This is a genomic window from Alkalicella caledoniensis (assembly GCF_014467015.1).
GTDB lineage: Bacteria > Bacillota > Proteinivoracia > Proteinivoracales > Proteinivoracaceae > Alkalicella > Alkalicella caledoniensis.
On sequence record NZ_CP058559.1, the window covers coordinates 702,819 to 724,632 of the forward strand.

The 21,814-nt window shown below is 36.5% G+C and carries 16 protein-coding genes, 1 pseudogene and 1 riboswitch; of the genes and pseudogenes, 3 read left to right on the plus strand and 14 right to left on the minus strand.

Features of this window, described 5'->3' with window-relative positions; translation table 11 throughout:
* Positions 1-9: 9 nt before the first annotated feature.
* The 12 genes from mce to HYG86_RS03590 form a co-directional block, all read right to left on the minus strand.
* Positions 10-411, minus strand: coding sequence for a methylmalonyl-CoA epimerase (gene mce, locus HYG86_RS03535; RefSeq protein ID WP_213167570.1), 402 nt, complete (start codon positions 409-411; stop codon positions 10-12).
* On the minus strand, positions 395-1,288 hold the full coding sequence (locus tag HYG86_RS03540; RefSeq protein WP_213167571.1) for a GTP-binding protein: 894 nt from the start codon (positions 1,286-1,288) through the stop codon (positions 395-397). Before HYG86_RS03540 ends, mce begins: the two co-directional genes overlap by 17 nt.
* The gene (locus HYG86_RS03545; RefSeq protein WP_213167572.1) at positions 1,281-1,670 is read right to left on the minus strand and encodes a cobalamin B12-binding domain-containing protein; all 390 of its coding nucleotides are present in this window, start codon (positions 1,668-1,670) and stop codon (positions 1,281-1,283) included. Before HYG86_RS03545 ends, HYG86_RS03540 begins: the two co-directional genes overlap by 8 nt.
* A gap of 40 nt (positions 1,671-1,710) precedes the next feature.
* A complete protein-coding gene (locus tag HYG86_RS03550) occupies positions 1,711-3,204 on the minus strand; it encodes an acyl-CoA mutase large subunit family protein (protein WP_213167573.1) in 1,494 nt (497 codons plus the stop codon).
* Positions 3,205-3,726: a 2-oxoacid:acceptor oxidoreductase family protein gene (locus HYG86_RS03555; protein WP_213167574.1), complete on the minus strand. Its 522-nt coding sequence runs from the start codon at positions 3,724-3,726 to the stop codon at positions 3,205-3,207. It lies immediately after the preceding gene.
* Positions 3,727-4,524: a 2-oxoacid:ferredoxin oxidoreductase subunit beta gene (locus tag HYG86_RS03560; RefSeq protein ID WP_213167575.1), complete on the minus strand. Its 798-nt coding sequence runs from the start codon at positions 4,522-4,524 to the stop codon at positions 3,727-3,729. It lies immediately after the preceding gene.
* A 1-nt stretch (position 4,525) separates the two neighbouring features.
* Positions 4,526-5,584 carry a 2-oxoacid:acceptor oxidoreductase subunit alpha gene (locus tag HYG86_RS03565; protein WP_213167576.1) on the minus strand — a complete coding sequence of 353 codons (1,059 nt, stop codon included), beginning with the start codon at positions 5,582-5,584 and terminating at the stop codon, positions 4,526-4,528.
* Entirely contained in the window at positions 5,584-5,805 is a 222-nt protein-coding gene (locus HYG86_RS03570) for a 4Fe-4S dicluster domain-containing protein (RefSeq protein WP_213167577.1), read from the minus strand. The genes HYG86_RS03565 and HYG86_RS03570 overlap by 1 nt, the downstream gene beginning before the upstream one ends.
* Before the next feature lie 153 nt (positions 5,806-5,958).
* Entirely contained in the window at positions 5,959-6,690 is a 732-nt protein-coding gene (locus HYG86_RS03575; protein WP_213167578.1) for a coenzyme F420-0:L-glutamate ligase, read from the minus strand.
* Positions 6,691-6,886: 196 nt separating this feature from the next.
* A complete protein-coding gene (locus HYG86_RS03580) occupies positions 6,887-8,062 on the minus strand; it encodes a cation:proton antiporter (protein WP_213167579.1) in 1,176 nt (391 codons plus the stop codon).
* A gap of 98 nt (positions 8,063-8,160) precedes the next feature.
* Positions 8,161-8,221, minus strand: a riboswitch (Fluoride riboswitch).
* A 31-nt stretch (positions 8,222-8,252) separates the two neighbouring features.
* Entirely contained in the window at positions 8,253-8,648 is a 396-nt protein-coding gene (gene mutT, locus HYG86_RS03585) for an 8-oxo-dGTP diphosphatase MutT (protein ID WP_213167580.1), read from the minus strand.
* A gap of 10 nt (positions 8,649-8,658) precedes the next feature.
* Entirely contained in the window at positions 8,659-8,892 is a 234-nt protein-coding gene (locus tag HYG86_RS03590; protein ID WP_213167581.1) for a hypothetical protein, read from the minus strand.
* Positions 8,893-9,276: 384 nt separating this feature from the next.
* Here HYG86_RS03590 and HYG86_RS03595 point away from each other — a divergent pair, with 384 nt between their 5' ends.
* The gene (locus tag HYG86_RS03595) at positions 9,277-10,620 is read left to right on the plus strand and encodes a sodium-dependent transporter (RefSeq protein WP_213167582.1); all 1,344 of its coding nucleotides are present in this window, start codon (positions 9,277-9,279) and stop codon (positions 10,618-10,620) included.
* Between the two features lie 86 nt (positions 10,621-10,706).
* On the opposite strand, the gene HYG86_RS03600 is transcribed toward HYG86_RS03595, so the two are convergent.
* A complete protein-coding gene (locus HYG86_RS03600; RefSeq protein ID WP_213167583.1) occupies positions 10,707-11,918 on the minus strand; it encodes an EAL and HDOD domain-containing protein in 1,212 nt (403 codons plus the stop codon).
* Between the two features lie 223 nt (positions 11,919-12,141).
* Here HYG86_RS03600 and HYG86_RS03605 point away from each other — a divergent pair, with 223 nt between their 5' ends.
* Together HYG86_RS03605 and HYG86_RS18435 are read left to right on the plus strand one after the other, a co-directional pair.
* Positions 12,142-12,807: a YczE/YyaS/YitT family protein gene (locus HYG86_RS03605; RefSeq protein WP_213167584.1), complete on the plus strand. Its 666-nt coding sequence runs from the start codon at positions 12,142-12,144 to the stop codon at positions 12,805-12,807.
* Positions 12,808-12,962: 155 nt separating this feature from the next.
* Positions 12,963-13,139: pseudogene (locus HYG86_RS18435) on the plus strand (CC/Se motif family (seleno)protein); the annotation flags it as partial.
* Positions 13,140-13,270: 131 nt separating this feature from the next.
* On the opposite strand, the gene HYG86_RS03610 reads toward HYG86_RS18435, so the two are convergent.
* Positions 13,271-21,802: a glycoside hydrolase family 94 protein gene (locus HYG86_RS03610; protein ID WP_213167585.1), complete on the minus strand. Its 8,532-nt coding sequence runs from the start codon at positions 21,800-21,802 to the stop codon at positions 13,271-13,273.
* Positions 21,803-21,814 lie beyond the last annotated feature (12 nt).

Sequence of the window (21,814 nt, forward strand, 5' to 3'; positions counted from 1 at the left end):
AGTCATCACCTACCCTTGCTGACATATTTCAGTCAGGACCCCAGCTGTACTTTTTGGGTGTATAAAGGCTATTTTCTTGTTGTTTGCACCTATCTTTGGAGTCTCGTTTATCATTTCTAACCCTTGTTCTTTAAGTTCTTGTATACTGTTTTCAATGTCACTGACCTTGTATGCTATATGGTGAAAACCTGGCCCCTTTTTCTTTAAAAACTTAGCCACTGTACTATCTTCGTCAATGGGAGCTATAAGCTCAATTTTTACTGAGCCAATCTCAAAAAAGGCAGCCTTTATCCCCTGATCTTCCACTACCTCTATTTTCTTCAACTCCATCTGTAATTTATCTGAGTAAAACTCTACCATTTTGTCAAAATCATCTACAGCGATTGCAACATGATCAATCTCCTTTAGCAAAAATATCCCCTCCTTTAAATTTCTCCTTTATTAAATTGATGGTATCTATAATAGTATTGGAACCATCTGATTCTACTGGTTGAAGCTCTTTTTGCAGAAATCTCTCTATTTGTTCTTTCAATATATTTATTTGATAATACTTAGCTAGCTTCTTTCTTTTGGAAACTTTGTCAGTTGAGTTTAATGTAGCTTCTATATGCTCAAATATTTCTGCTAGTGAACTGTCCCTACCCTTTTGATGTTTAACAATCCGAAGAGTCCCTCTATTACCTAAAAGATTTGTATTTCTTTTTAGCAGTGCTTCTGTTCTGTTAGAACCATGTATGTCACTTTTGTTAATAACTATAATGTCAAAATTGTTCATACTTCCACCCTTTAGTACTTGTATACTATCACCTATGTCTGGAGATGTGATATATAAACTAGTGTCAGCAATTGTATAAATGTCTACTTCGTTTTGCCCAGACCCTACAGTTTCTATGAATATCTTATCAAATCCCAATTTAATAAATGCCTTAATATACAATGGCGTATACAAAGATACACCACCTAAGAATCCCCTTGATGCTACACTTCTTATAAATAAGTTAGGGTGTAGGGGTAGATTATTAAACCTTATACGGTCACCTAAAAATGCCCCTCCCGTAATTGAGTCAGAAGGATCAATCAATAATACAGCTATTTTTTCACCGTGGGCTAAATAGTTCTTTAACATATCTGCCAACAGGGTACTTTTCCCTGCTCCTGGAGGTCCGGTTATACCTATTACTGTACTTTTGTGAGTTACCAATTCTTCCTTATCAATTTCTAAAATTGTTCCTTGATCATCCTTTTCTATACCATTAAGAATCTTAACTAGGGGCATATATTTATGCATTTAATTTCCCCTTGATAAAGTCCACCATCTCTTTTATGGATGTTCCAGGGATGAATATTTTATCTAAACCTTGATCCAGTAGGTAAGGTATATCTTTTTTGGGGATTATCCCCCCTCCTACTACTAGGCATTGGTATTGGCTTTCTTGTAATAGCATCATTATCTTACTAAAGAGGTGGTTATGGGCTCCAGATAAACAGCTTAATCCAATTACATCCACTCCTTCTTGAATGGCTGTGTTTACGATTTTTTCAGGTGTTTGCCTTATACCTGTATATACCACTTCCATGCCATGTTCCATCAACCCCCGAGCTACAACCTTAGCTCCCCTGTCATGACCATCTAACCCAGGCTTTGCCACTAGAACTTTGATATTTGTCATACTACCCCTCCTTTGACAACACTTTAAAAAGCTCAAAACCTTAAGGCACATACTCCCCATATACCTCTTTGAGGGTTGAGGTTATCTCCCCTATTGTGCAATATTTTTTCACTGCCTCCAGTATTTGTGGGAAGATGTTTATATTATCAAGGCAAGCTTGTTTTAGATTTATAAGGATCTCTTTAACTTCATCTTCGTTTCTATTATTCCTTACTTGCTGCAATTGCTCAATTTGTTCTTGGGTTCCATCTGGAAACTCACCCCCTTGTATTTCCACATCCTCTTCATTGGCAAACTTATTTAAACCAACTACAATTTTCTCTTTGTTCTCCAATTCCAGTTGATATTTGTAGCTACTGTCTTCTATCATTTCCTGGGGAATTCCTAATTCAATTGCCTTTACAGCACCTCCTACCTCCTCAATCTTTCCTATAACTTCCTTTATTTTCTCTTCTAGTTCATCGGTCATTTTTTCTATGGCATAGCTACCACCAAAGGGATCCACTGTCTTAGTAACTCCACTTTCATAGGCTATCATCTGTTGAGTTGCTAGGGCAATCTCCACTGCTTGTTCTGATGGTAGACTTAGTGCTTCATCCATGGAATTTGTATGAAGTGATTGGGTTCCTCCTAGTACCGCAGCTAAAGCCTGTAGGGTAACCCTCACAATATTGTAATGGGGCTTTTGTTGGGTAAGAGTAGATCCTGCTGTTTGGGTGTGAAACCTAAGCATCATGGATTTAGGGTTTTTAACTCCAAATCTTTCCTTCATGATTTTTGCCCACAACCTTCTAGCTGCTCGAAATTTCGCTATTTCTTCTAAAAAATCTAAATGGCAATTAAAAAAGAATGAAATCCTAGGAGCAATTACATCTAGGTCTAACCCTAGTTTTTTAGCATTTTTTAGGTACTCTATGGCATTTGCGAAGGTAAGGCCAATCTCTTGCTCTGCTGTGGCGCCAGCTTCCCTTATGTGGTAGCCACTAATGCTTATTGTGTTAAACTTCGGTACATTTTTGCTGCAGTAGGAAAATATATCGTTGATTATTTTCACTGAAGGGCCAGGGGGGAACACATATGTTCCCCTTGCCACGTATTCCTTTAAAATATCATTTTGTATGGTTCCACTTATTTTATCTGCTGGCACCCCTTGTTTTTCACCAACTGCTATATACATGGCCAAAAGAATCATAGCTGTACTATTTATGGTCATTGAAGTACTTATTTTATCTAGTGGTATGCCATCTAAGAGGATTTCCATATCTGCAAGGGAGTCAATGGCTACCCCAACTTTACCAACTTCTCCGTAGCTTAATTGATCGTCTGAGTCTAAACCTAGCTGTGTGGGAAGGTCAAAGGCTACACTTAGGCCTGTTTGGCCCTTTTCTAGGAGGTATTTAAATCTTTGGTTAGTTAGTCTGGCAGATGAAAAACCTGCATACTGCCTCATTGTCCAAAGCCTTCCCTCATACATATTGGGATATATTCCCCTAGTATATGGGTATTGGCCTGGTTTACCTATCCTATCTTCCATTTATATGACCTCCTTTCCCATACGGTATCCAATCTTAAAGGCTTCTTTGTTTTTCTCCATGGCTGCAGGTATTAAAAGCTCTAATGCTTGATAGAAATATTCTTTTTCTGCCAAGTTAAATCTTGCAGCCAAATAACCAAGTAATATGGAATTTGCAAATAACTCTGTGTCAAAATATTGCCTACATGTCCCCCTAAATGGCACTGACTCCCCTTTTCCCCTAGCTAGCCCATCCATTAGTACTAAAGTGTTTTCTTTGATAGATCCTACGAATTTCTCATATGATGCAGTAGTTAAAAAAACTGCTATATCGGGCTTTGTTACCTTTGGGAAAGCTATATCCCTCATACTAATTATAACTTCACATTTACTAGAACCGCCCCGGGCCTCTGGTCCGTAGTTTTGAGTTTGAGTTACCTTTAACCCTTTTAGGCTTGCTGCTTTAGAGAGAATATGACCTGCAAGTATTATTCCTTGCCCTCCGGAACCGGCAATGAATAATTCCTTTCGTTTACGATTCATTTATTCTTCCTCCTTTATCCCACTTATAAATCTATGGTAGGTCTCACAATATTCGGGGATGGAAGAGTTACTTTCAAATACTCCTAGGGGAATTTTATTTTCGTCCATCTTTGCAGTGCTTATATTGAACTGGGTATTATCCTTTTGCCACCTTAACATATCTGCTGCAGTTTTAAATCCGTTTCTCCTACCGTAGAATGTTGTGCATTGGCTCAGGGCATCTATAATTGAAAATCCCTTATGCTTTAAGCCTTGAGCTAACATTTTATCTAAGTGAAAAGGGTGAGCTGACCCGGACCTTGCTACAAACGTTGCCCCAGCACCCATGGCTAATTTACACGCATCAAAATTTCTTTCTAAGTTTCCAAAAGGAGTGGTTGCTGATTTACTATCGACTGGGCTAGATGGGGAGTTTTGACCACTGGTCATACCGTACACAGAATTGTTAAATATAATCACAGTTAAATCAATATTTCTTCTAGCAGCGTGTATTAGGTGATTTCCTCCTATGGCTAAGCTATCTCCATCGCCTGTTAAAACTATAACATTTAAGTGCGGGCTAGAAGTTTTGACACCTGTTGCAAAAGCTATGGCTCTACCATGGGTTGTGTGAAGAGTGTATAAGTCCATATAACCAGGAGCCCTAGAAGAACACCCGATTCCCGAAACAACCACAGTGTTTTTAGGATCTAGGCCTACCTCTTTAATACATCTAACTACAGAAGAAAGTATTGTACCATGACCACACCCTGGACACCATATGTGGGGGAGTTTTTCATTCCTTAGTAATTGCTCCATGCTAATAGCCTCCTTCACTAAGGGTCTTTACTATCTCCCAAGGTTCTATTAACTGACCACTGGTTTTTGTTATAGACAAAATCTTCTTATGGTCAATGTATTTCTTACACTCATCGCTAATCATTCCTAAATTAAGTTCTATAAATACCACCACTTGTGCATTTCTTGAGAATTCTTGGATTTGTTTATACGGTAGGGGCCATAATGTTAGTAGGTTTAATACTGCAACTTTTTTGCCTTGTTCTTCTAGCTCTTCCATGGCTGCCAATGCTGATCTATGACTTATGCCGTATCCCACCAATAGGATTTCATAGTCTTCATTACCCATAATCTCAATCTTGGTGAATTTCTCTGTATTTTCCTCTACTTTTTTATGCAGTCTCCAGGTTAACTCTGCAATTTTTGAATTGTTATTAGTTGCAGGAAAGCCAAACTCATCATGACTTAGTCCTGTTGTGTGAAATGGGTCTCCCTGCCCTATTATCCTATTTTGCTGCCGAGTCACCAATGGTATCTCTTTTAGTACCACGGATTCCTTTAAGTGTGCTATTGTTTCATCTAGCAACAGTATCACAGGCATTTTAAGTTGTTCCGCTACGTTTAGGGAATGAATTGTCATTTCATAGACTTGTTGTACGCTAGAGGCTGTAAATACAATCATTGGGTGATCACCATGGGTTCCCCATCTAGATTGCATTACATCACCTTGGGCAGGCGATGTGGGTGCACCTGTACTTGGACCTACTCGCTGAACATTAACCACTAAAAGTGGTATTTCAGCCATTATTCCGTAGCCGATATTTTCTTGTTTTAAGGAAAACCCTGGGCCACTTGTTGCAGTCATGGATTTCACCCCACAGGCTGAAGCACCTAAAGCTGCAGCTATGGAGGCGATTTCATCTTCCATCTGTATAAAAACCCCACCTCTTTTGGGTAGTTTTAAAGCCATATGACCTGCTATTTCTGTGGAAGGAGTTATTGGGTAACCTGCATAATATTTTACTCCTCCGTTAAGACCAGCTAATGCACAGGCTTCATTCCCTTGTAAAAAAAATCCCATTATACTACCACCCCACTGATAATTTTTTCTATTTTTATGGCAAAATCAGGACATAAGTACTGACATAACATACAGGCAGTACATTTCTCTTCAGCTACAACTCTTGGCCTACCAATTTTTTTGTACTGGTAAACCTTTCTTGGGCAAGATGAGGAACAGATTCCACATCCCTTACATCTTTTGTAGTTGATATTGACCTTCCCCCTCTTAGGCTGAGACACAAGTATCACCTCTTTTGTTTTTTTCTTTCAGCGCTATATTTGTATGAGAAAAATCTCGGAAATAGAAGAAAAAAAGGGAAAAAACTACCTATACAAAAAAACCTCATGAACATTTTTGCAAAAGTTCATAAGGTTTTTATATATTATATTTTATTACGCTGTTGTTCTTGTTTGCTCCTCAGCTGGTCTTATTAGTATCAAAGGTGTTTGCTGTTTCTCTTGTCCTGCTGGATTATCTAATATGATATTTTTTAAATGTATTGTTAGACCAGACAATTCTTTATTAGTACCTAAAATCTCCACTCCAAGGTCATTGGCATCTACAATCATAGTGTTTATACCGTAGGTATCTTTTATGCTTTGGCATGCTTTTTCTGGGTTTGAAGGGGCTAGGGTACCCATATCAGAATAATACTCAAAACCTTCGTCGCCAAACCCATCAATATTTGCCACACCATTACCTAGAAATTCATAGAAAACACCTTTTTTCCCGATGATTTTTCCCAATACCGAAACTACAGCAGCCATTATTACTTTAAAAGGTCCAACTATGTCGATAACTGCTTGCATTTTATATACATTTCTTAGACCATAACAATGTTTATTTTTCACAACAAATTTTGATAAAAACTTAGCTAGAAAGCCAACTTTTAAATCCTTTTTATATATAACATCCCTCTGACAAAGGGCTACGATTTTCTCACTTATTGAGAGTATGTCTCCCTCCTTATAAATAGGAACAATATATTTCTCTATGATTTCGTGCAGGTTTTCCCCTTCCTTTACGAAGTGAGTCTTAATTGCATATCTGTTATATCTAGTTCCATCTACTGACCTTTCTACATGCTTTCCTTCATTTGCTTCCAAAGTAATATAGGGATTCATAAAAAGGCTCCTTTCAAATTTACAGTTCTTATGATGTATTATATTCATATGATATGAAATTATTATTATTAACTATAAATAATTAATAATTCTATTTTGTTACATCATATTAATTTTCATTTAACCTTTATTAATGATAGTTAAAAATCACCTATTCTTGGGCAAAAAAAAAAGTGCCATTTAGGCACTTGATATATCAGTCTAACAGTCGTTCTCCAAAGGTTTTAATACCTATGGCTCCTAGGGGGGCAGTTATTATTATAGCCATAACTGCTATGGCTAGGATTAGGTCACCTGCAGGAACACCCATGGCAAGGGGTACACCACCTATAGCAGCTTGAACTGTTGCTTTTGGGCTATATGCAATGGCGCAAAAAATCTTTTCTTTTATGTTTAAGTGACTTTTGTAAAGGGCGATAAAAACACCTATACTCCTAGCCAGTAAGCCAGCAAGGATAATGGCTATACCTAAAAAACCAGCTTCTTTAGCTAAGTAAATATTAACTTCTGCTCCTACTAAGACAAATAAAAGTAGTTCTGCAAAAACCCAGATCTTATTTAGCTTCATTGAAAGTCTTTGACCCACCATAGGTTTTTTCTCCAAAATTACAAAGCCTATGGTCATAACTCCAAGCAATCCTGCAATCTCTATTTTATGTGCCATATTATGTTCTAAGGTTATTATTAGAAAACTTAGAGCTAACATAAATAGTACTTTTTTAGTATCCCTAATGCTAAACCTTTTAAAAAACCACAAAAGAATATATGCTATTATAACTCCTATTAGTATTCCTAGGGCTATTGCAATAAATATATTAGATAATTGCTGTAACACTCTAAATTGCTTTCCTCCATATAAACCTACAAAGGATGAAAATATAGTTATTGCCATTACGTCATCGATACTTGCTCCTGCTAAAATCAGTGTAGGAACACCATTTTTTTCACCTTTGCCTTGGGACATTATTTTTAGCATAGAGGGTACAACCACTGCTGGTGAAACTGCTGCTATGATAAATCCTAGCATCCCGGCTTCCACCCTATCTAATCCTAAAAGCAAACTTGATATAAATAACACAGAAAAACCTTCAAATAGTGCTGGAACAAAACCCAAGAGTATAGCTGGTCTCCCTACTTTTTTCAAAGTATCTTTCTTTACTCCCAGGCCAGCCCTTAACAAAATTATTATTAAGGCCATCATACGTAAGTCAGAGGATATGGCTAAAATATTTGGGTGTAGGACATCTAAACCATATGGTCCCATTACAATGCCAATTAAAAGCATTCCTAAAAGACCTGGCAAACGCATTTTTTCCATAACTACATAAAATAAAGATCCGAAAATTATAATTATTGCTAAACTTGTGAGCATTTTACACCTCCTTCTTAGTTATTTCAAACATTACAAACACAGGGAAGCAAGCACACCCGCAGTTTGTACTCCCAAAAAACAATAGACTCCTACCCCAGTTTGGGGTAGGAGTCATTAGCTTTTATAGCGATTTTAGTGAACTCCATCACTATATATTCCTTTTTCATTTATACTACATTATTTCCCTTAACTAGTCAACGTCAATTGCAAATGTTTCTAGTTTTCTTATAAATGGAATATCTGCTGGTGCAAAAAGGTATTCTGCTAAACCTGCTACGGGGACCCAAATAATCTTTTGATGAAACTCATTTGTTGGCTGTCCGTCTACTACAGAACACAGATAACTTCTTAGGCGAATCTCTTTGTCAGGATATTTATGAATGTTCTCTGAAAAAAAGTCACCAACAATGATTTCTATGCCTAATTCTTCTAAAATCTCACGCCTCAGTGATTGCTCTGGAGTCTCACCTTCTTCTATCTTACCCCCTGGGAATTCCCACATGTTTTCTAAGGAATCACCTTCTGGCCTTTGGGCTATTAGTATTCTTCCTTCATGTATAATAATGGCTGCACATACCTCAATCATTTTGATCTCCCTAAGTTGTTTTAATTGCTGTATAGTAATACTCCTGTTCATGCCCACCATGGGGCTGATAATCAAAACCAAATTTTTCTAGTTCTTTTACTATTCCTTCGGATTGAGTGGCATCTGCAGCTTCTAATCTTATAACTATCCTATCATTTAGTTTCATGTTTTGAAGTTGTTCCCTTAATCGGTATAAGTCATTGCGTGTAATTTCACTTCCACAGTTAAACGCAAATTCTGCCATATATTAACCTCCTTAGATTAGCTTTTATTTTATATAGTCTTTTTAGTATTTAACTAGTTTGATGTTTTTATTAAAACATTTTCACACTAACCTCTAAATTTATATTGGTTTTCCAATTAAATCAAACTCCATTTATCCTTTCAAAAAAAAAAATGTAATAATTTTGTCATAAAAAGAAGGTTTTTAGCGAATAGTGTCGAAATAATAAATAAAGAAATTTTCTTTACATTCACCCTAATATGTTAATTTTGATGTTTTCTTCACATGAACATGTATTAGGACGATGCCCTAGGAAAGGAGGTAATTTACTGAATGTAAAGAAGCATTTGTTAGTCAGTGAGCTGTTGCATTTATTATCTAATACTAAAAAGAGAGGTGCTAACAATGGAAAAACAAAGAGAGCAATGGGGATCTAGAATTGGTTTTATTTTTGCTGCAGCTGGTTCGGCAATTGGCTTAGGAAATATCTGGCGTTTCCCCACCGAGGTAGGTAGAAATGGTGGTGGAGCTTTTGTGCTATTATATTTATTGATTATTTTTGCCATAGGTATTCCTGTAATGATTTCCGAGTTGTCTGTAGGTAGAAAGGGACAAAAAAATATCGTAGGCTCCTTCACATCTATAAAAAATACTCCTTTATGGCACGTGGTTGGTTTCATGGGAGTTTTAGCTGGGTTTATTATTCTAAGTTTTTATTCTGTAATTGCTGGATGGGGCGTTAGTTATATATTTAAATTTCTAAACGGAACCTTTACTGGTGGATTATCCGGCAGCGAAGTAGAAGCTGTTTTCGCTGGCCTTTCTGGTAACGCCATTCAACCTCTATTTTGGCATTTAGTCTTCATGGCTATGACAACCTACATTGTAGTTAAGGGTATTGGTAACGGAATAGAAAAGTATAGCAAACTTTTAATGCCTGCACTTTTTGGTCTATTGTTTATCCTTGCAATACGTGCAGTTACTTTAGACGGAGCTATGGAAGGGGTTATCTGGTTTTTAAAGCCTGATTTTACGGAAATAGGTATCAAAACCATATTTGGTGCTTTGGGTCAAGTTTTCTTTAGTTTAAGTTTGGGTATGGGTGCCATCTTGACCTATGGTAGTTATTTAGGTAAAAAAGAAAATATCCCTTCAAACGCAATGCTAATTTCTTTTGCTGACCTTTCAATTGCAATATTGGCAGGACTAATCATTATCCCAGCAGTATTTGCTTTCGGCCTGGAACCTAACGCTGGTCCAGCTTTAATCTTCATTACTTTACCTGCTGTATTCGGAGCAATGCCATTGGGCAACCTGTTTGGTGGCTTATTCTTTATACTATTAACCATAGCGGCCTTAACTTCCTCTATATCACTGTTGGAGGTAGTTGTTGCTTACTTTATTGATGAGTTGAAGTGGGATAGAAAAAAATCTGCTATACTAGCTGGTATTGCTATATTTGTATTAGGTATACCTTCCTCACTATCCCAAGGATTATGGAGTGGAATATCAATCTTCGGAATGGATTTCTTAGACCTAGCAGATAGTTTTACCGCTAAAATTCTATTACCTTTAGGTGGGTTAATGACAGTAATCTTCGTTGGATGGGTTTGGGGTGGAAAGAACGCCCTTGAGCATATTCGTCAAGAGGGTGTTAAGTTTAAGCTAGGTGGTATATGGATTAACCTAGTGAAGTACGTAATGCCATTTGTATTGCTTTATATTCTTATAAGTGGATTCCTAAATTAAGGTAATATTTAATCTAAATGCCCCATTTTATAAAAATGGGGCATTTTTTTATTATTAATTTCCTTTAACTCTTTTGCTTAAATGAATTATGCAATCAAAAGGGTAGCACTCCATATGCTTGCTTGTAAATACATTTGTAGTATTTCATCTAAATTAATACTAAGACCTTCACAATAGTGGTGAACTAATTCCCAGTCACCTACTTCGTATGCCAGTATAAGTCCATATAGATCTGATAATGGCCCTTTATCTCCAACATATGCATTTTTTATATCTGATGAAATAGGTAGGTGTTCCAATAACACATTCCATTGCACATTCATAAAGCCATCTAACATAGACATCAAACCCAATAAAAAGCATTCTTTACTTCTATAATTAAGCTCGCATTTCAATGAAATTAATTCGGCAAATCTAGCCCTTGTAATTGACACTCTAGTGAGTTCTTGAGGTTTATCCTCACCTATTTCCCTCAATGATATAATTGTTACCCAGTTTTTTATTTCGTCTATTCCAAGTAACGCTAGTGCGTGCTTAATAGACTTAATTTCAGAAACAAATGTGAAAGCAGCGGAATTTAAAAGTCTTAGAAGCTTGTATGATAAAGCAACATCTTTTTCAATAATGTTGGTGATTTTATCAAAAGTTGGGTTATCTTCGTTTATTTCATTTAAAAGTTGTAGAACAGACAGCCTATGTGGAGATATGTCTTTGTAAGTAATAACCTCCGGCTTACTAAAAAAATATCCCTGAAAGTAAGAAAAGCCATGATCAACAGCCCAGTTAAAGTCCTCCATGGTTTCAACTTTTTCTGCCAAGAACCTTATTTTTCCGTTGCGTGTGTTCTTTATTATATTAATGCACTCATTTTTAGACGTATTAAATAAATCAATCTTTATTATATCTACATGATTTTTTATTAGTTCAAATTCCTCATAGTAAGTAAAGTCATCCATTGCTACTGTATACCCTGATTCTTTAAGCTTGATTATGGCAGCGACTACATCATAATCAAGAGTTATGTTTTCCAAAACCTCAATTGCAATTAAGTCTTTTCTAAATAGTAATGGCGTATTGTTTAATAATAAGTTTTTAGTAAAGTTTATAAATGCTTTTTTTCCTGAGGTTATTGTTTCTATGTTATTGATTAAAATACTGTTGTTTATAACATCGGATGTGGCAAAATCACCATCAATCATTCCACTATAGTTTTTATTGCTAAAACGATATAAGAGTTCATATGATACAACTTCCTTTAGTTTGTTAAAAATTGGTTGACGTGCCAAAAATACATCCATTATGTCGTACACCTCTAATCATAATTTCTATTGTTGCATTATTCTACATTTATTTCCACAATCCCTCCATAAAAAATCAATAATAGTATTTTTTCTTATTTTCTCCCGTTCAACCTAGGGAAAAGTTTTAGTTTAATTAAAAAAAATATATACTAAAATGATTTTATCTAATGTATAATATTTATAGTACAGAAATAATTTACACATTAAAGGAGTAGTATAAATGCTTAGAGATTTTAAAACACAAACTATATCTAAACTTCCTAATCTTTTTTTTGGTTTCTTTCTATGTAGCTTTGGTATCACAATGATGTACAAAGCCCGCGATTTAGGTTTAGGTCCTTGGGACGTTTTCCATACGGGGGTTATGAATTTTGTCCCTTTAACCTTTGGTCAGATTTCACAATTGGCTGGCTTTATTGTTATTTTGCTAAGTATGTTTCTAGGGATTATGCCTGGTTTAGGAACATTGCTTAACATGATTTTTGTGGGACTATTTATCGATTTAATAGATCACAGCCCATTACTTTTTACCCCGGGTACATTTTGGGGTAAACTAATAATGTTGCAAACAGGAGTGTGGATTTTGAGTTTGGGGATATTCTTTTATTTAAAAAGTGGATTAGGTGCAGGACCTAGGGATGGATTAATGCTAGGTTTAGTAAGAAGACTTAATCTAAAGGTTGCTACTGTTAAAACAACAATAGAAGTCTTAATTCTAGTCCTAGGCGCTTTATTAGGTGGAAAAGTAGGATTAGGAACAGTTGTGGTCGCTTTGTCCATGGGCTACGCTATCCAAGTTGTTTTTAAAATTGGTAAATATGATGTTAAGACAGTAAACCATAGAACACTAAAAGATGAGTTTGTATTATTGAGAAAAACAGCTTAGTAGAAGAGTTTATTAGGAAGCAAGAAATAAAAGGTGGTGAGGTTATGTCAGATATTAAAATATCTTCTGAAGCCAAAGAGTATATAAAGCAAAAAGGGATAAATGCAATCTCAATAAATGTTGTTGTTTCAGGTTCATCTTGATGTGGTACAACGTATAGGTCTGAGGTTCAGACTAAAGCACCGAAAAATACCACCAGCTACAATTTACACCAAGTTGATGGTATAGATGTTTATATTAACCGCAACGTACCCATTAAACCTGACAAAGGTTTGAGTGTTGTTTTGTCTGGTTTATGGATTATAAAAAAGTTAACAATAGATGACGAGTAGAAAACTACTTTTTCCACTGACTTAGAAATGAATTTCATAAAAAATAACTAAAGCCGTCACTAGTCACAGTGATGGCTTTAGTTATTTTGCTTTGTATTTTTATCTTATATTCTTAAGGTGGCATGGCATATTTATCCCATTATAACCTCAACAACATGCTCCACACCATCATCTACCATGTTTATTTCTTTATCTACTTTTTCTCCATCCACATATATCTCATCAACGCCTTTGTTAATTCCTTTAGGATTTCTGATGGTTATCTGATATGGAGTATTACCATGAACGTAGCTAATGTGGTACTTGTTCCATTCTTTAGGTATACATGGGTTAAACATGAGTTTATCCCCATATGTTTTTAATCCTAGAATATGTTCAATACCAACACGGTACATCCATCCAGCTGCACCTGTATACCATGTCCAACCTCCTCTACCTACATGGGGAGATACCGCGTAGACATCCGCTGCTAAAACATATGGTTCAACTTTATAGGTGTTACTTTCTATTGGTGTACGGGAATGGTTTATTGGGTTTACCATATTATATAGTTCCCAGGCTTTATCACCATCACCATACATGGCATAAGCATTGATTACCCAAATTGCTGCATGGGTATATTGCCCTCCATTTTCTCGAACACCAGGAACATATCCCTTGATATAACCTGGTTTTTGGTCACTGTTGTCAAAGGGTGGTGTAAAAAGTTGTATCAAGCCTTGATCCCTTTTAACTAGATATTTTTCTACAGATTCCATGGCCTTATCAATTCTTTCTTTGTTCTTACCGCCGCCTGAAATTATTGACCAAGTCTGTCCTAGGGAGTCTATGATACACTCTGTGTTTTTAGATGAGCCCAGTGGACTACCATCATCATAAAATGCCCTTAAGTACCATTCACCATCCCAGGCATTTTTCTCTATGTTTTCAGCGATTTCTTCAGCAACTTTGATGTAACGAATTCCCCTTTCCTCGTCACCCATATGCTTAAGTATTGGCAGAAAGTCTTTAAGTATTTTGTGTATAAACCAGCCCAGCCAGATACTTTCTCCCTTCCCTTTGTTGCCCACTGTACTCATACCGTCATTCCAGTCTCCCGAACCCATAAGTGGTATGCCATTTTCACCAAATCTTAGTCCACGCTCAATGGCTCTGATGCAGTGTTCGTAAACAGTGGCCTTTTCAGTTGAAATCCTTGGTATGCCGTAACGTTCATCCTCTTTTCCCAGTGGTTCATCTTCTAAGAAATGGGTTTCTTCGTTAAGCAAATCGAAGTCCCCTGTATTTTTCACATAATCTGCTGTAACCAGTGGCAACCATAAAAGGTCATCGGAGAATCTAGTCCTGATTCCTTTATCCCCAGCACCAGGATGCCACCAGTGTTGAACATCACCTTCCACAAATTGATGCTCACAATGGAGAAGTATCTGCTTTCTTGTTGCCTCTGGTAGATTATAAACTACATTCATGGTGTCTTGTAGCTGATCCCTATAACCATAGGCTCCACCAGATTGATAAAAGGCAGATCTTGCCCATACCCTACACGCCAATGTCTGATATAAAAGCCAACCATTTAGCATATAGTCCATTGACTTGTCAGGTGTATCTACTTGTATCTTAGTAAGTACTTCCTTCCAAAACCTCTTCACTTGCTTTAGTTCTGTATTACAATTTGCCAGTGATTTATATTTAGGAAGAATATCTCCTAAATGCCCCTCTTCTTCTTTCACATGTCCCATTACAAATGAAATTTCTTTTTCAGCCAGTGGCTTTAGTTCTATATTCACTTGTAAGGCCACACATGGATCAAGCCCTCCTCCCACTTTGTTACTTAGTGACCTATACTTTAGAGCTTGGGGGTTATCCATTTCCTTTTCCCCTATAAATTCTCTTCTACTACCTGTGTAAGATAATACCCTTTCGGAAGTAGTAACATAGGTTGCACGGTTAGGAAAATCGATGCTATAGGGGTTTCTAACTATCATTGCATCGGCCCCCTCTTCAAAAGAAGTTGAGATATAATTCTTTGTCATTTGCTCATTTACACCCATGACAGGTCTCATATAGTAGGTAAGTGTAAGCTTCCTTGCTTCCTTAGAGTTGTTTTTCAGTTTTAGCAAGTTAACTTTAACACTGTCATTACGAGGTACGAACATGGTTAATTCCTGGTGGATTCCGTAACTATCATGGGAAAAAATTGAATAACCCATACCATGTTTAACAGTGTAACTATTATTTTCTCTAATTGGTAGAGCTGTTGGTGTAAACAACTTTCCTGTTTCGTCATCCCGAATATATATAACTTCTTCTGGGGGATCTGATACGGGGTCATTAGACCAAGGGGTTAACTTATTTTCCCTACTGTTTTCTGCCCAAGTAAACCCTGCTCCACTTTCAGACACCTGAAATCCAAATTTCTCATTGGAAATTACATTTATCCATGGTGCTGGTGTCTTCTTACCTTCTTTAAGCCTTATAATATACTCTAGGCCATCATGGGAAAAACCTCCATAGCCATTATAAAACTCTGTGTTTAGTGGTTCATCATAGCTCTGATAGCTTTCATCCTTTTGTTTAAATTCCATTGGCGGCTTCTCTTGTTCAATTATTGGTGATTCTATCTGCTTACTTAATGGCCCACCATCAGCATGAATTATAATTTTAGCCACTGTGTAAAGAAGTGTTTTATCTTCTTGGGGTATCTGCCCTCCGTTTTTGATAAATACCCCACCTGGAACATCTAGTATGTGTTTTCCATGACTGGTTGCAATTATGTCATTTAGCATGCGTTGAAGGGGTTGCAGGTAGCTATTTTCGTCTTCATTTAGTACAACAAAATCAACTTTTAGTCCCTTGGCAGACCAATATTCATGGGCCTTTAGTAGATTCTGAAATACGTCTATGTCCTCAGTCTTTTTTATGGAAAGTAGTACTATTGGCAAATCACCGGAGATTCCATAGCTCCATAAGGCAGACTGATTTTTTTTGTTGTTACTTATTATGTCACGGTATTTCTCTTTGGTGGGACTTTGATAGATCAAAGAAGAAATCATGTCTTGATATACTTTTAACTCTTTAGGCTTAATGTCTAAATAGGCCATTTCTACCTGGCTTTTTGTATATGCAAGTTCAAATCCCCTCTCAACTGTTTGTTCATCCTTGTATTTTTTAGATAGTTCTATGGCTTCTTGTCTATCTTCACCAACACCTGTTACAAAATGTATTATTATAGATTGACCTGCTGGTATGCGAACAGTTTTCCTTAAGCTCAGTATTGGGTCTAAAACTATACCCGCTGAGTTTGATAGAGGCTTATACAGAGCATCTGCGCTTTTTAAGGTATTCCCTCGTCCTATGAAGTTGCCCCTCATTGTTTCATATTGAGTAACTCCTATGGAATTTCCATTTATACTTACACTATGAAATCCCCAGTTGGTATCTTTGCCTTCTTCCCTAGGTCGCCTGGATGCTAGAAGAGTTTCATACTCTGATAGGTACTCCGTTCTCACAAACAGGTTGCTAAATGTGGGGTGTGCCAAATCAGCTGCATGGTTGCCTAATACCGTTTCCATGAAACTTGTTATTTCAAGGGTCACTTCTGTTGTTTCATGGTTTGATAGGGTAACCTTGCGTATTTCCACATTATCTTCTGAGGATATGGTAACCTCTGTCTTTGTTGTTATGTTCTCATCATAACGCTGATACTCAACTTTATCTTGATAAAACTTTACTTTATAGCTATCACCTTCGTCCAATAGTGGTTCAAAGGTGTTTGACCAAACTTTGTCAGAATTTGCTTTTTTAATAATTATATAGGTTCCATGTTTACCTAATATACTATCTTCCCTCCAACGGGTAATTTGTATATCGTTACATTTACTGTATCCACCACCTCGTTCAGTGATCATAACAGAATATCTGCCATTTGAGAGTATGTGACACTTTGGCAAAACAGGCTCTATACCCTCATATTTACGAACAAGCTCTTGTGGTTTTTCTGTATATATTGGAACAGTGTCCTCTACTTCCTTAAATTCTTTAGTTACAATTGCCCGTAGGGGAATTTTCTCTTGTAACAACAATTCTCCTGCCCTAATCAAAGGATTACCATGGAACCTTTTTTGTAAAATATTATCATTTAAAAAGTTGTCCAAAGCCATCAAAATCATTCCTTGATGGTGAGCCATAAAACTTTTTACAATTTTCTTGTCTGATCCATGAACTAGTACCCTGGCAGGTGTATAATCAACTGCCTCGTACAATCCATAGGTCCCCTCAAGACCTTGCTCTATAAGTGATGTAAGATTATCTAAGCTTCCCTTAGGGTCAATGGATATTCCTAGTATTGTTGAATAAGGAGAAACTACCATATCATTTGACAGACCTCTTTTTAGCCCAAGATCTGGTATGCCGAATGCTCTGTATTGGTAATTTAACAGCATATCAAAGGTGTAATACCCAGATTCTGAGACACCCCAAGGATTTTTTCTTTTTTCACCATATTTTTTTTGTGCCATCACTACACCTTTATATGATTCTTCCATCAATGTATGTGTATAGTTTTTCATTAGGAGATTAGGCATAAAATACTCAAACATGGTTCCTGTCCATGATACTAAGGACCTGAAACCTTCTACCACTGTTAGGCCTCTTCCTAGTTTAAACCAGTGTTTTTTGGGTATCTCTCCCTTGGCAATGGCTATGTAGCTAGTTGTTCTGGCCTCTGAAGCTAGTAGATCATAGTAGGAATTTGTTAACCTTTCTTCCTCTACATTATAGCCTATGGAAAAAAGGTTTCTTTTTTTATCATAAAGATGCCTAAAATCTGTGTTCTCAATAATACTATCAATCCTTTGTACTAGACTATCCCTTTGCTGTTCTAAGTCATAAATTTTAACGATAGTTCTCTGTGCAGATTCTTTAAGGGTTACGAGTTTTTCGTCTTGTTTATTTTTTTCTATCTTTACTATTTGGGTAATGATATCCTTGTAGATTTCCTTTAAATGGCTTAATGAAATGCTTTTATTTAATTGCTGCAACGACTCGTGAATCTTTTTATACTCACTATAATCTTCAAACAACGTATCAGGAAGGAGCTGAGTTACTTCTTCCTTAAAACCAACTAAGCTTTCATTGTATTTTTGTTGCCACAGCCCTTCTTCTTCAGTGCCAAGTAGACCCTGTATAATTTCTTTATACTCCCTTGGGTCTATATCACTTTGTTTTACATTAAATAGATGTTTTATATCATGTTCTGCATTTGCTAGGACTGCCGTGTCTCTGATACCTAAGATATTGTTATATGTAAAAATCTTATCATTGGACAAATCCTTTAGGCCTTCCTTTAGTGTGATTAGATAACTGATAAAGTTGCCATTGTCCACTGTAGAAACATAGGATGGTCGTAACACCTCAAGGGTAGATGTCTCATACCAGTTGTAAAGATGCCCTTTCCATGTTTCTAACCTATCAACAGTGTCCAAGGTGTTGTTAACTCGGATCAATGTATCGCCATGGGTTATATAACCGAAATCTTTAGCTGCAAGTATACCCATGAACATACAACCTATATTAGTAGGAGATGTTCTTTGAGCAATTCCCCTAGGGGGATAAACCTGATAATTATCAGGGGGGAGATAATTATTAAAGGCATTGCCAAAATCGTCATAATATCCCCAAGTCTTTCTAGCAATTCTCCTTAGGTTTTCTGTGTCATGGTCTGTTAGCTTATATTTATCCCTTTTAATCCCTTGACTTGTTTTATATGCTGCAAAAGGTGCAAATAGCCATACAACACATATGGGTAGCGCCCAAAATGTATTTGCTGCAGTTATTATAAGGGTGGCTCCTAAAACAATCATGGTAAGGAATATACCTGACTTCATTCTCTTGATATAGCTACCTAAATCATTTTGCAGGTTTTTTTCAGCATCTGCAGCTGTAACCCATTCAAGCATTTTCCTCTTGGAAAAACAAACCCTATATAGTGTGCGGCAAATTGCATCCGCCAACATGTAACTTTGATATGGCAGAAAAACAAAGTTTAACAGTACTTGATACCATAAAGCTGTCACACCGTAAAATTTCCTTACATTATTTTTTACATATCCCACTTGATTTTGTCCTACTTTAAAATACTCAAAGGTATTTAAAATAGCAGGGAAAAATAAAGTTAGTAACCCTAGTAATATGGGTATCCACACATGATTGTCCAAGAAAATCATACATAAGGAAATTAACGAAAAAACAAGAACTGGTACTAGGCTCCTCCTTAGGTTGTCTGCAATTTTCCATTTAGATAGAGCAGAAAGGGGATTTTTTTCCTTCTTATTTTCTCTTGTTTTTACTTTACTGAACAGCCAAGGGGCAAGCTGCCAGTCACCCCTCACCCATCTGTGTAAGCGCATACTATATGAACTAAACTTAGCTGGGTAACCATCAACTAATTCAACATCTGTAACTAAGCCTGCTCGAAGATATGACCCCTCAAGTAAATCATGGCTTAAGATGGCATTTTCAGGCATGGAATTATGTAAAGCCCTTGAAAATGTCCTTATGTCATATATTCCTTTACCTGTGAATATGCCTTCTGAAAACAAGTCTTGATAAATATCAGAGCTGGCTGTGGTATATGGATCAATACCCCCTTGACCTGCGTAAATCTTAGTAAATAGTGTTTTATTTGCACTTTCCAAATCTACACTGATTCGCGGCTGAATCAATCCATGCCCCTCTGTTACAATTCCTTTTTCTTCATCAAATACTGGCCTATTTAATGGATGTGAAATTATACCCACCATTTTTTTTGCTGTTTCAATGGGCAAGTTTGTATCTGCATCTAGTGTAAGGATATATTTTATATTCTGTGGGGGACTAGATGAAGTGATGTAGTATGATGTTTTTTGATCTCCAAGGAATAGGTTGTTAAGCTCTTGTAATGCTCCTCTTTTACGTTCCCAGCCCATCCATCTTTTTTGTTTTTCACTGAATTGCCTTTTACGGAGGAAAAAATAAAATCTATTATCCCCTGACGCTGTTGGATATCTTTTATTCAAGTCCTTTATACCTTTTAATGCAATTTCTATAAGCCTATTATCACCTTTTTCTTTTTCCTGCTTGGAGTCCTTAAAGTCTCCAACGAGGGCAAAGTAAAGATTTTCTTCCTTGTTCCCTTGATAATGTACCTCTAACTGGTCTAATAATTCTTGTACTCTGCTTTCGCTAGGTAGTAGTGTGGGCACCACAACAAAGGTACTACTATCTTTAGGTATGCCCGTCTTCATCTCCAGCCTTGGGAGCATTTTCGGTGGATTAATCTTCAGCATTATATAGTTTACTAGATGAACTGCCACATCACTAAAAGGGATTACCAACAGCATTGTGAGTGTTGCACCTATTAAGATGTTGTTAGTTATGGTACCTATTAAAAAGCCTGTAGCTAAGGGAAACAAAATAGCAATAAGTAGTATTGGTGTTAGGTAGTACCCTAGGGTTTTATCTGTAGGTTTGTAAAGGTTCTTTCTGTCCAAACTGCTCAATAACTCTTCTTTCCCTTTATCTAGAAGATAATAACCAACATGGGCTTTTTTTTCTCTATTTCCTTGTTGATAATACTTATTTGCTAAGTCTAGTGCCATTTGGGCTACTTTTGTTTCAGAACGCTTTGTCAGTATGGATAATTTCTCAACTTGAATCCTATAGTAATCCCTAGATTCAAAGTCCATCAGTTTATAAATGTTCAATGGATCTTTACTTAGAGTTTTCTCAACGATATTAATGCTTTCAAAAACATCATTCCAATCAAGGGTCGAAACAGTATTTAAACTGATTATGGAGTTACCTATGGAAATTTTTCTAGTAGCCTGATCGTGATGTTCAAATTCAATGATTTCCTTTATAGAGGTATTTACCTCAGATAGCTTTTTACTAAGATAGCTTACAACATCCCCTGTTTCTGTTTCTGCTCTTCTAAGTTGTCTGAGGAGGTGCTCCACAAAGGAGGAGTTTATATTTTCACTATACTCTAAGTTCTCTTTAAGATATTTAATTATTTCGTTAGGCTCTTTTTCAGCTAAATCTTCTGCTAATTGCCAATATCCTTGATTTGTATAAATTTTTTCACATATCAAGCTTATGTTTTTGACTAAAGCAATTCTAGCCATAAGAGAAATAGACCATATCTCAGCTATGGATAACACCCTTTGGGTTTGATAGGATTTTATAAATTTTATCAGACTTTCTTCTTCAATATTTCCATCGGTGTGGGATATGTAGTCTAAAATTATAGCGTAAACCCTAGGGTAGCCCTTATATAATCCCCTACGTATTGTATAAAGTTTCATGAACCTATCTTTAAGTAAACTTAGTCTTACATCTTTAACCTGCTCCTCAACTTTATAAAAATTGTCTAATAGCCACTCAGATGCTGGAGAAAGTGGTTTTTTCTCCTTTGCGTCTTTACTCATCCGCTTATATACTTTTACTATTGTTTCAAAGTTCTCATCAAGTCTTCTTACAAGTGGCTTAATGGGTAATGGTTCTTCGTATGTGCTATGCTGCCTGGCTAGCTCCTTAGCATGATACTCAAGTTCCTCTTGGCTCAATAGCACATCCTTTAAGCTATCTATATTTAGAAGTTCTAATTCTTTTTTTGCTAAAGACATTTAAATCAACCC

What these genes read in the sequence shown, in the direction of transcription:
- HYG86_RS03605 (WP_213167584.1), top strand. Translation starts at nt 12,142, where the DNA reads ATGCTTAGAGATTTTAAAACACAAACTATATCTAAACTTCCTAATCTT.
- HYG86_RS03555 (WP_213167574.1), bottom strand. Translation starts at nt 3,726, where the DNA reads ATGAATCGTAAACGAAAGGAATTATTCATTGCCGGTTCCGGAGGGCAA.
- HYG86_RS03575 (WP_213167578.1), bottom strand. Translation starts at nt 6,690, where the DNA reads ATGAATCCCTATATTACTTTGGAAGCAAATGAAGGAAAGCATGTAGAA.
- HYG86_RS03545 (WP_213167572.1), bottom strand. Translation starts at nt 1,670, where the DNA reads ATGACAAATATCAAAGTTCTAGTGGCAAAGCCTGGGTTAGATGGTCAT.
- HYG86_RS03590 (WP_213167581.1), bottom strand. Translation starts at nt 8,892, where the DNA reads ATGGCAGAATTTGCGTTTAACTGTGGAAGTGAAATTACACGCAATGAC.
- HYG86_RS03560 (WP_213167575.1), bottom strand. Translation starts at nt 4,524, where the DNA reads ATGGAGCAATTACTAAGGAATGAAAAACTCCCCCACATATGGTGTCCA.
- HYG86_RS03540 (WP_213167571.1), bottom strand. Translation starts at nt 1,288, where the DNA reads ATGCATAAATATATGCCCCTAGTTAAGATTCTTAATGGTATAGAAAAG.
- HYG86_RS03600 (WP_213167583.1), bottom strand. Translation starts at nt 11,918, where the DNA reads ATGGATGTATTTTTGGCACGTCAACCAATTTTTAACAAACTAAAGGAA.
- HYG86_RS03595 (WP_213167582.1), top strand. Translation starts at nt 9,277, where the DNA reads ATGGAAAAACAAAGAGAGCAATGGGGATCTAGAATTGGTTTTATTTTT.
- HYG86_RS03550 (WP_213167573.1), bottom strand. Translation starts at nt 3,204, where the DNA reads ATGGAAGATAGGATAGGTAAACCAGGCCAATACCCATATACTAGGGGA.
- mutT (WP_213167580.1), bottom strand. Translation starts at nt 8,648, where the DNA reads ATGATTGAGGTATGTGCAGCCATTATTATACATGAAGGAAGAATACTA.
- HYG86_RS03610 (WP_213167585.1), bottom strand. Translation starts at nt 21,802, where the DNA reads ATGTCTTTAGCAAAAAAAGAATTAGAACTTCTAAATATAGATAGCTTA.
- HYG86_RS03580 (WP_213167579.1), bottom strand. Translation starts at nt 8,062, where the DNA reads ATGCTCACAAGTTTAGCAATAATTATAATTTTCGGATCTTTATTTTAT.
- HYG86_RS03565 (WP_213167576.1), bottom strand. Translation starts at nt 5,584, where the DNA reads ATGGGATTTTTTTTACAAGGGAATGAAGCCTGTGCATTAGCTGGTCTT.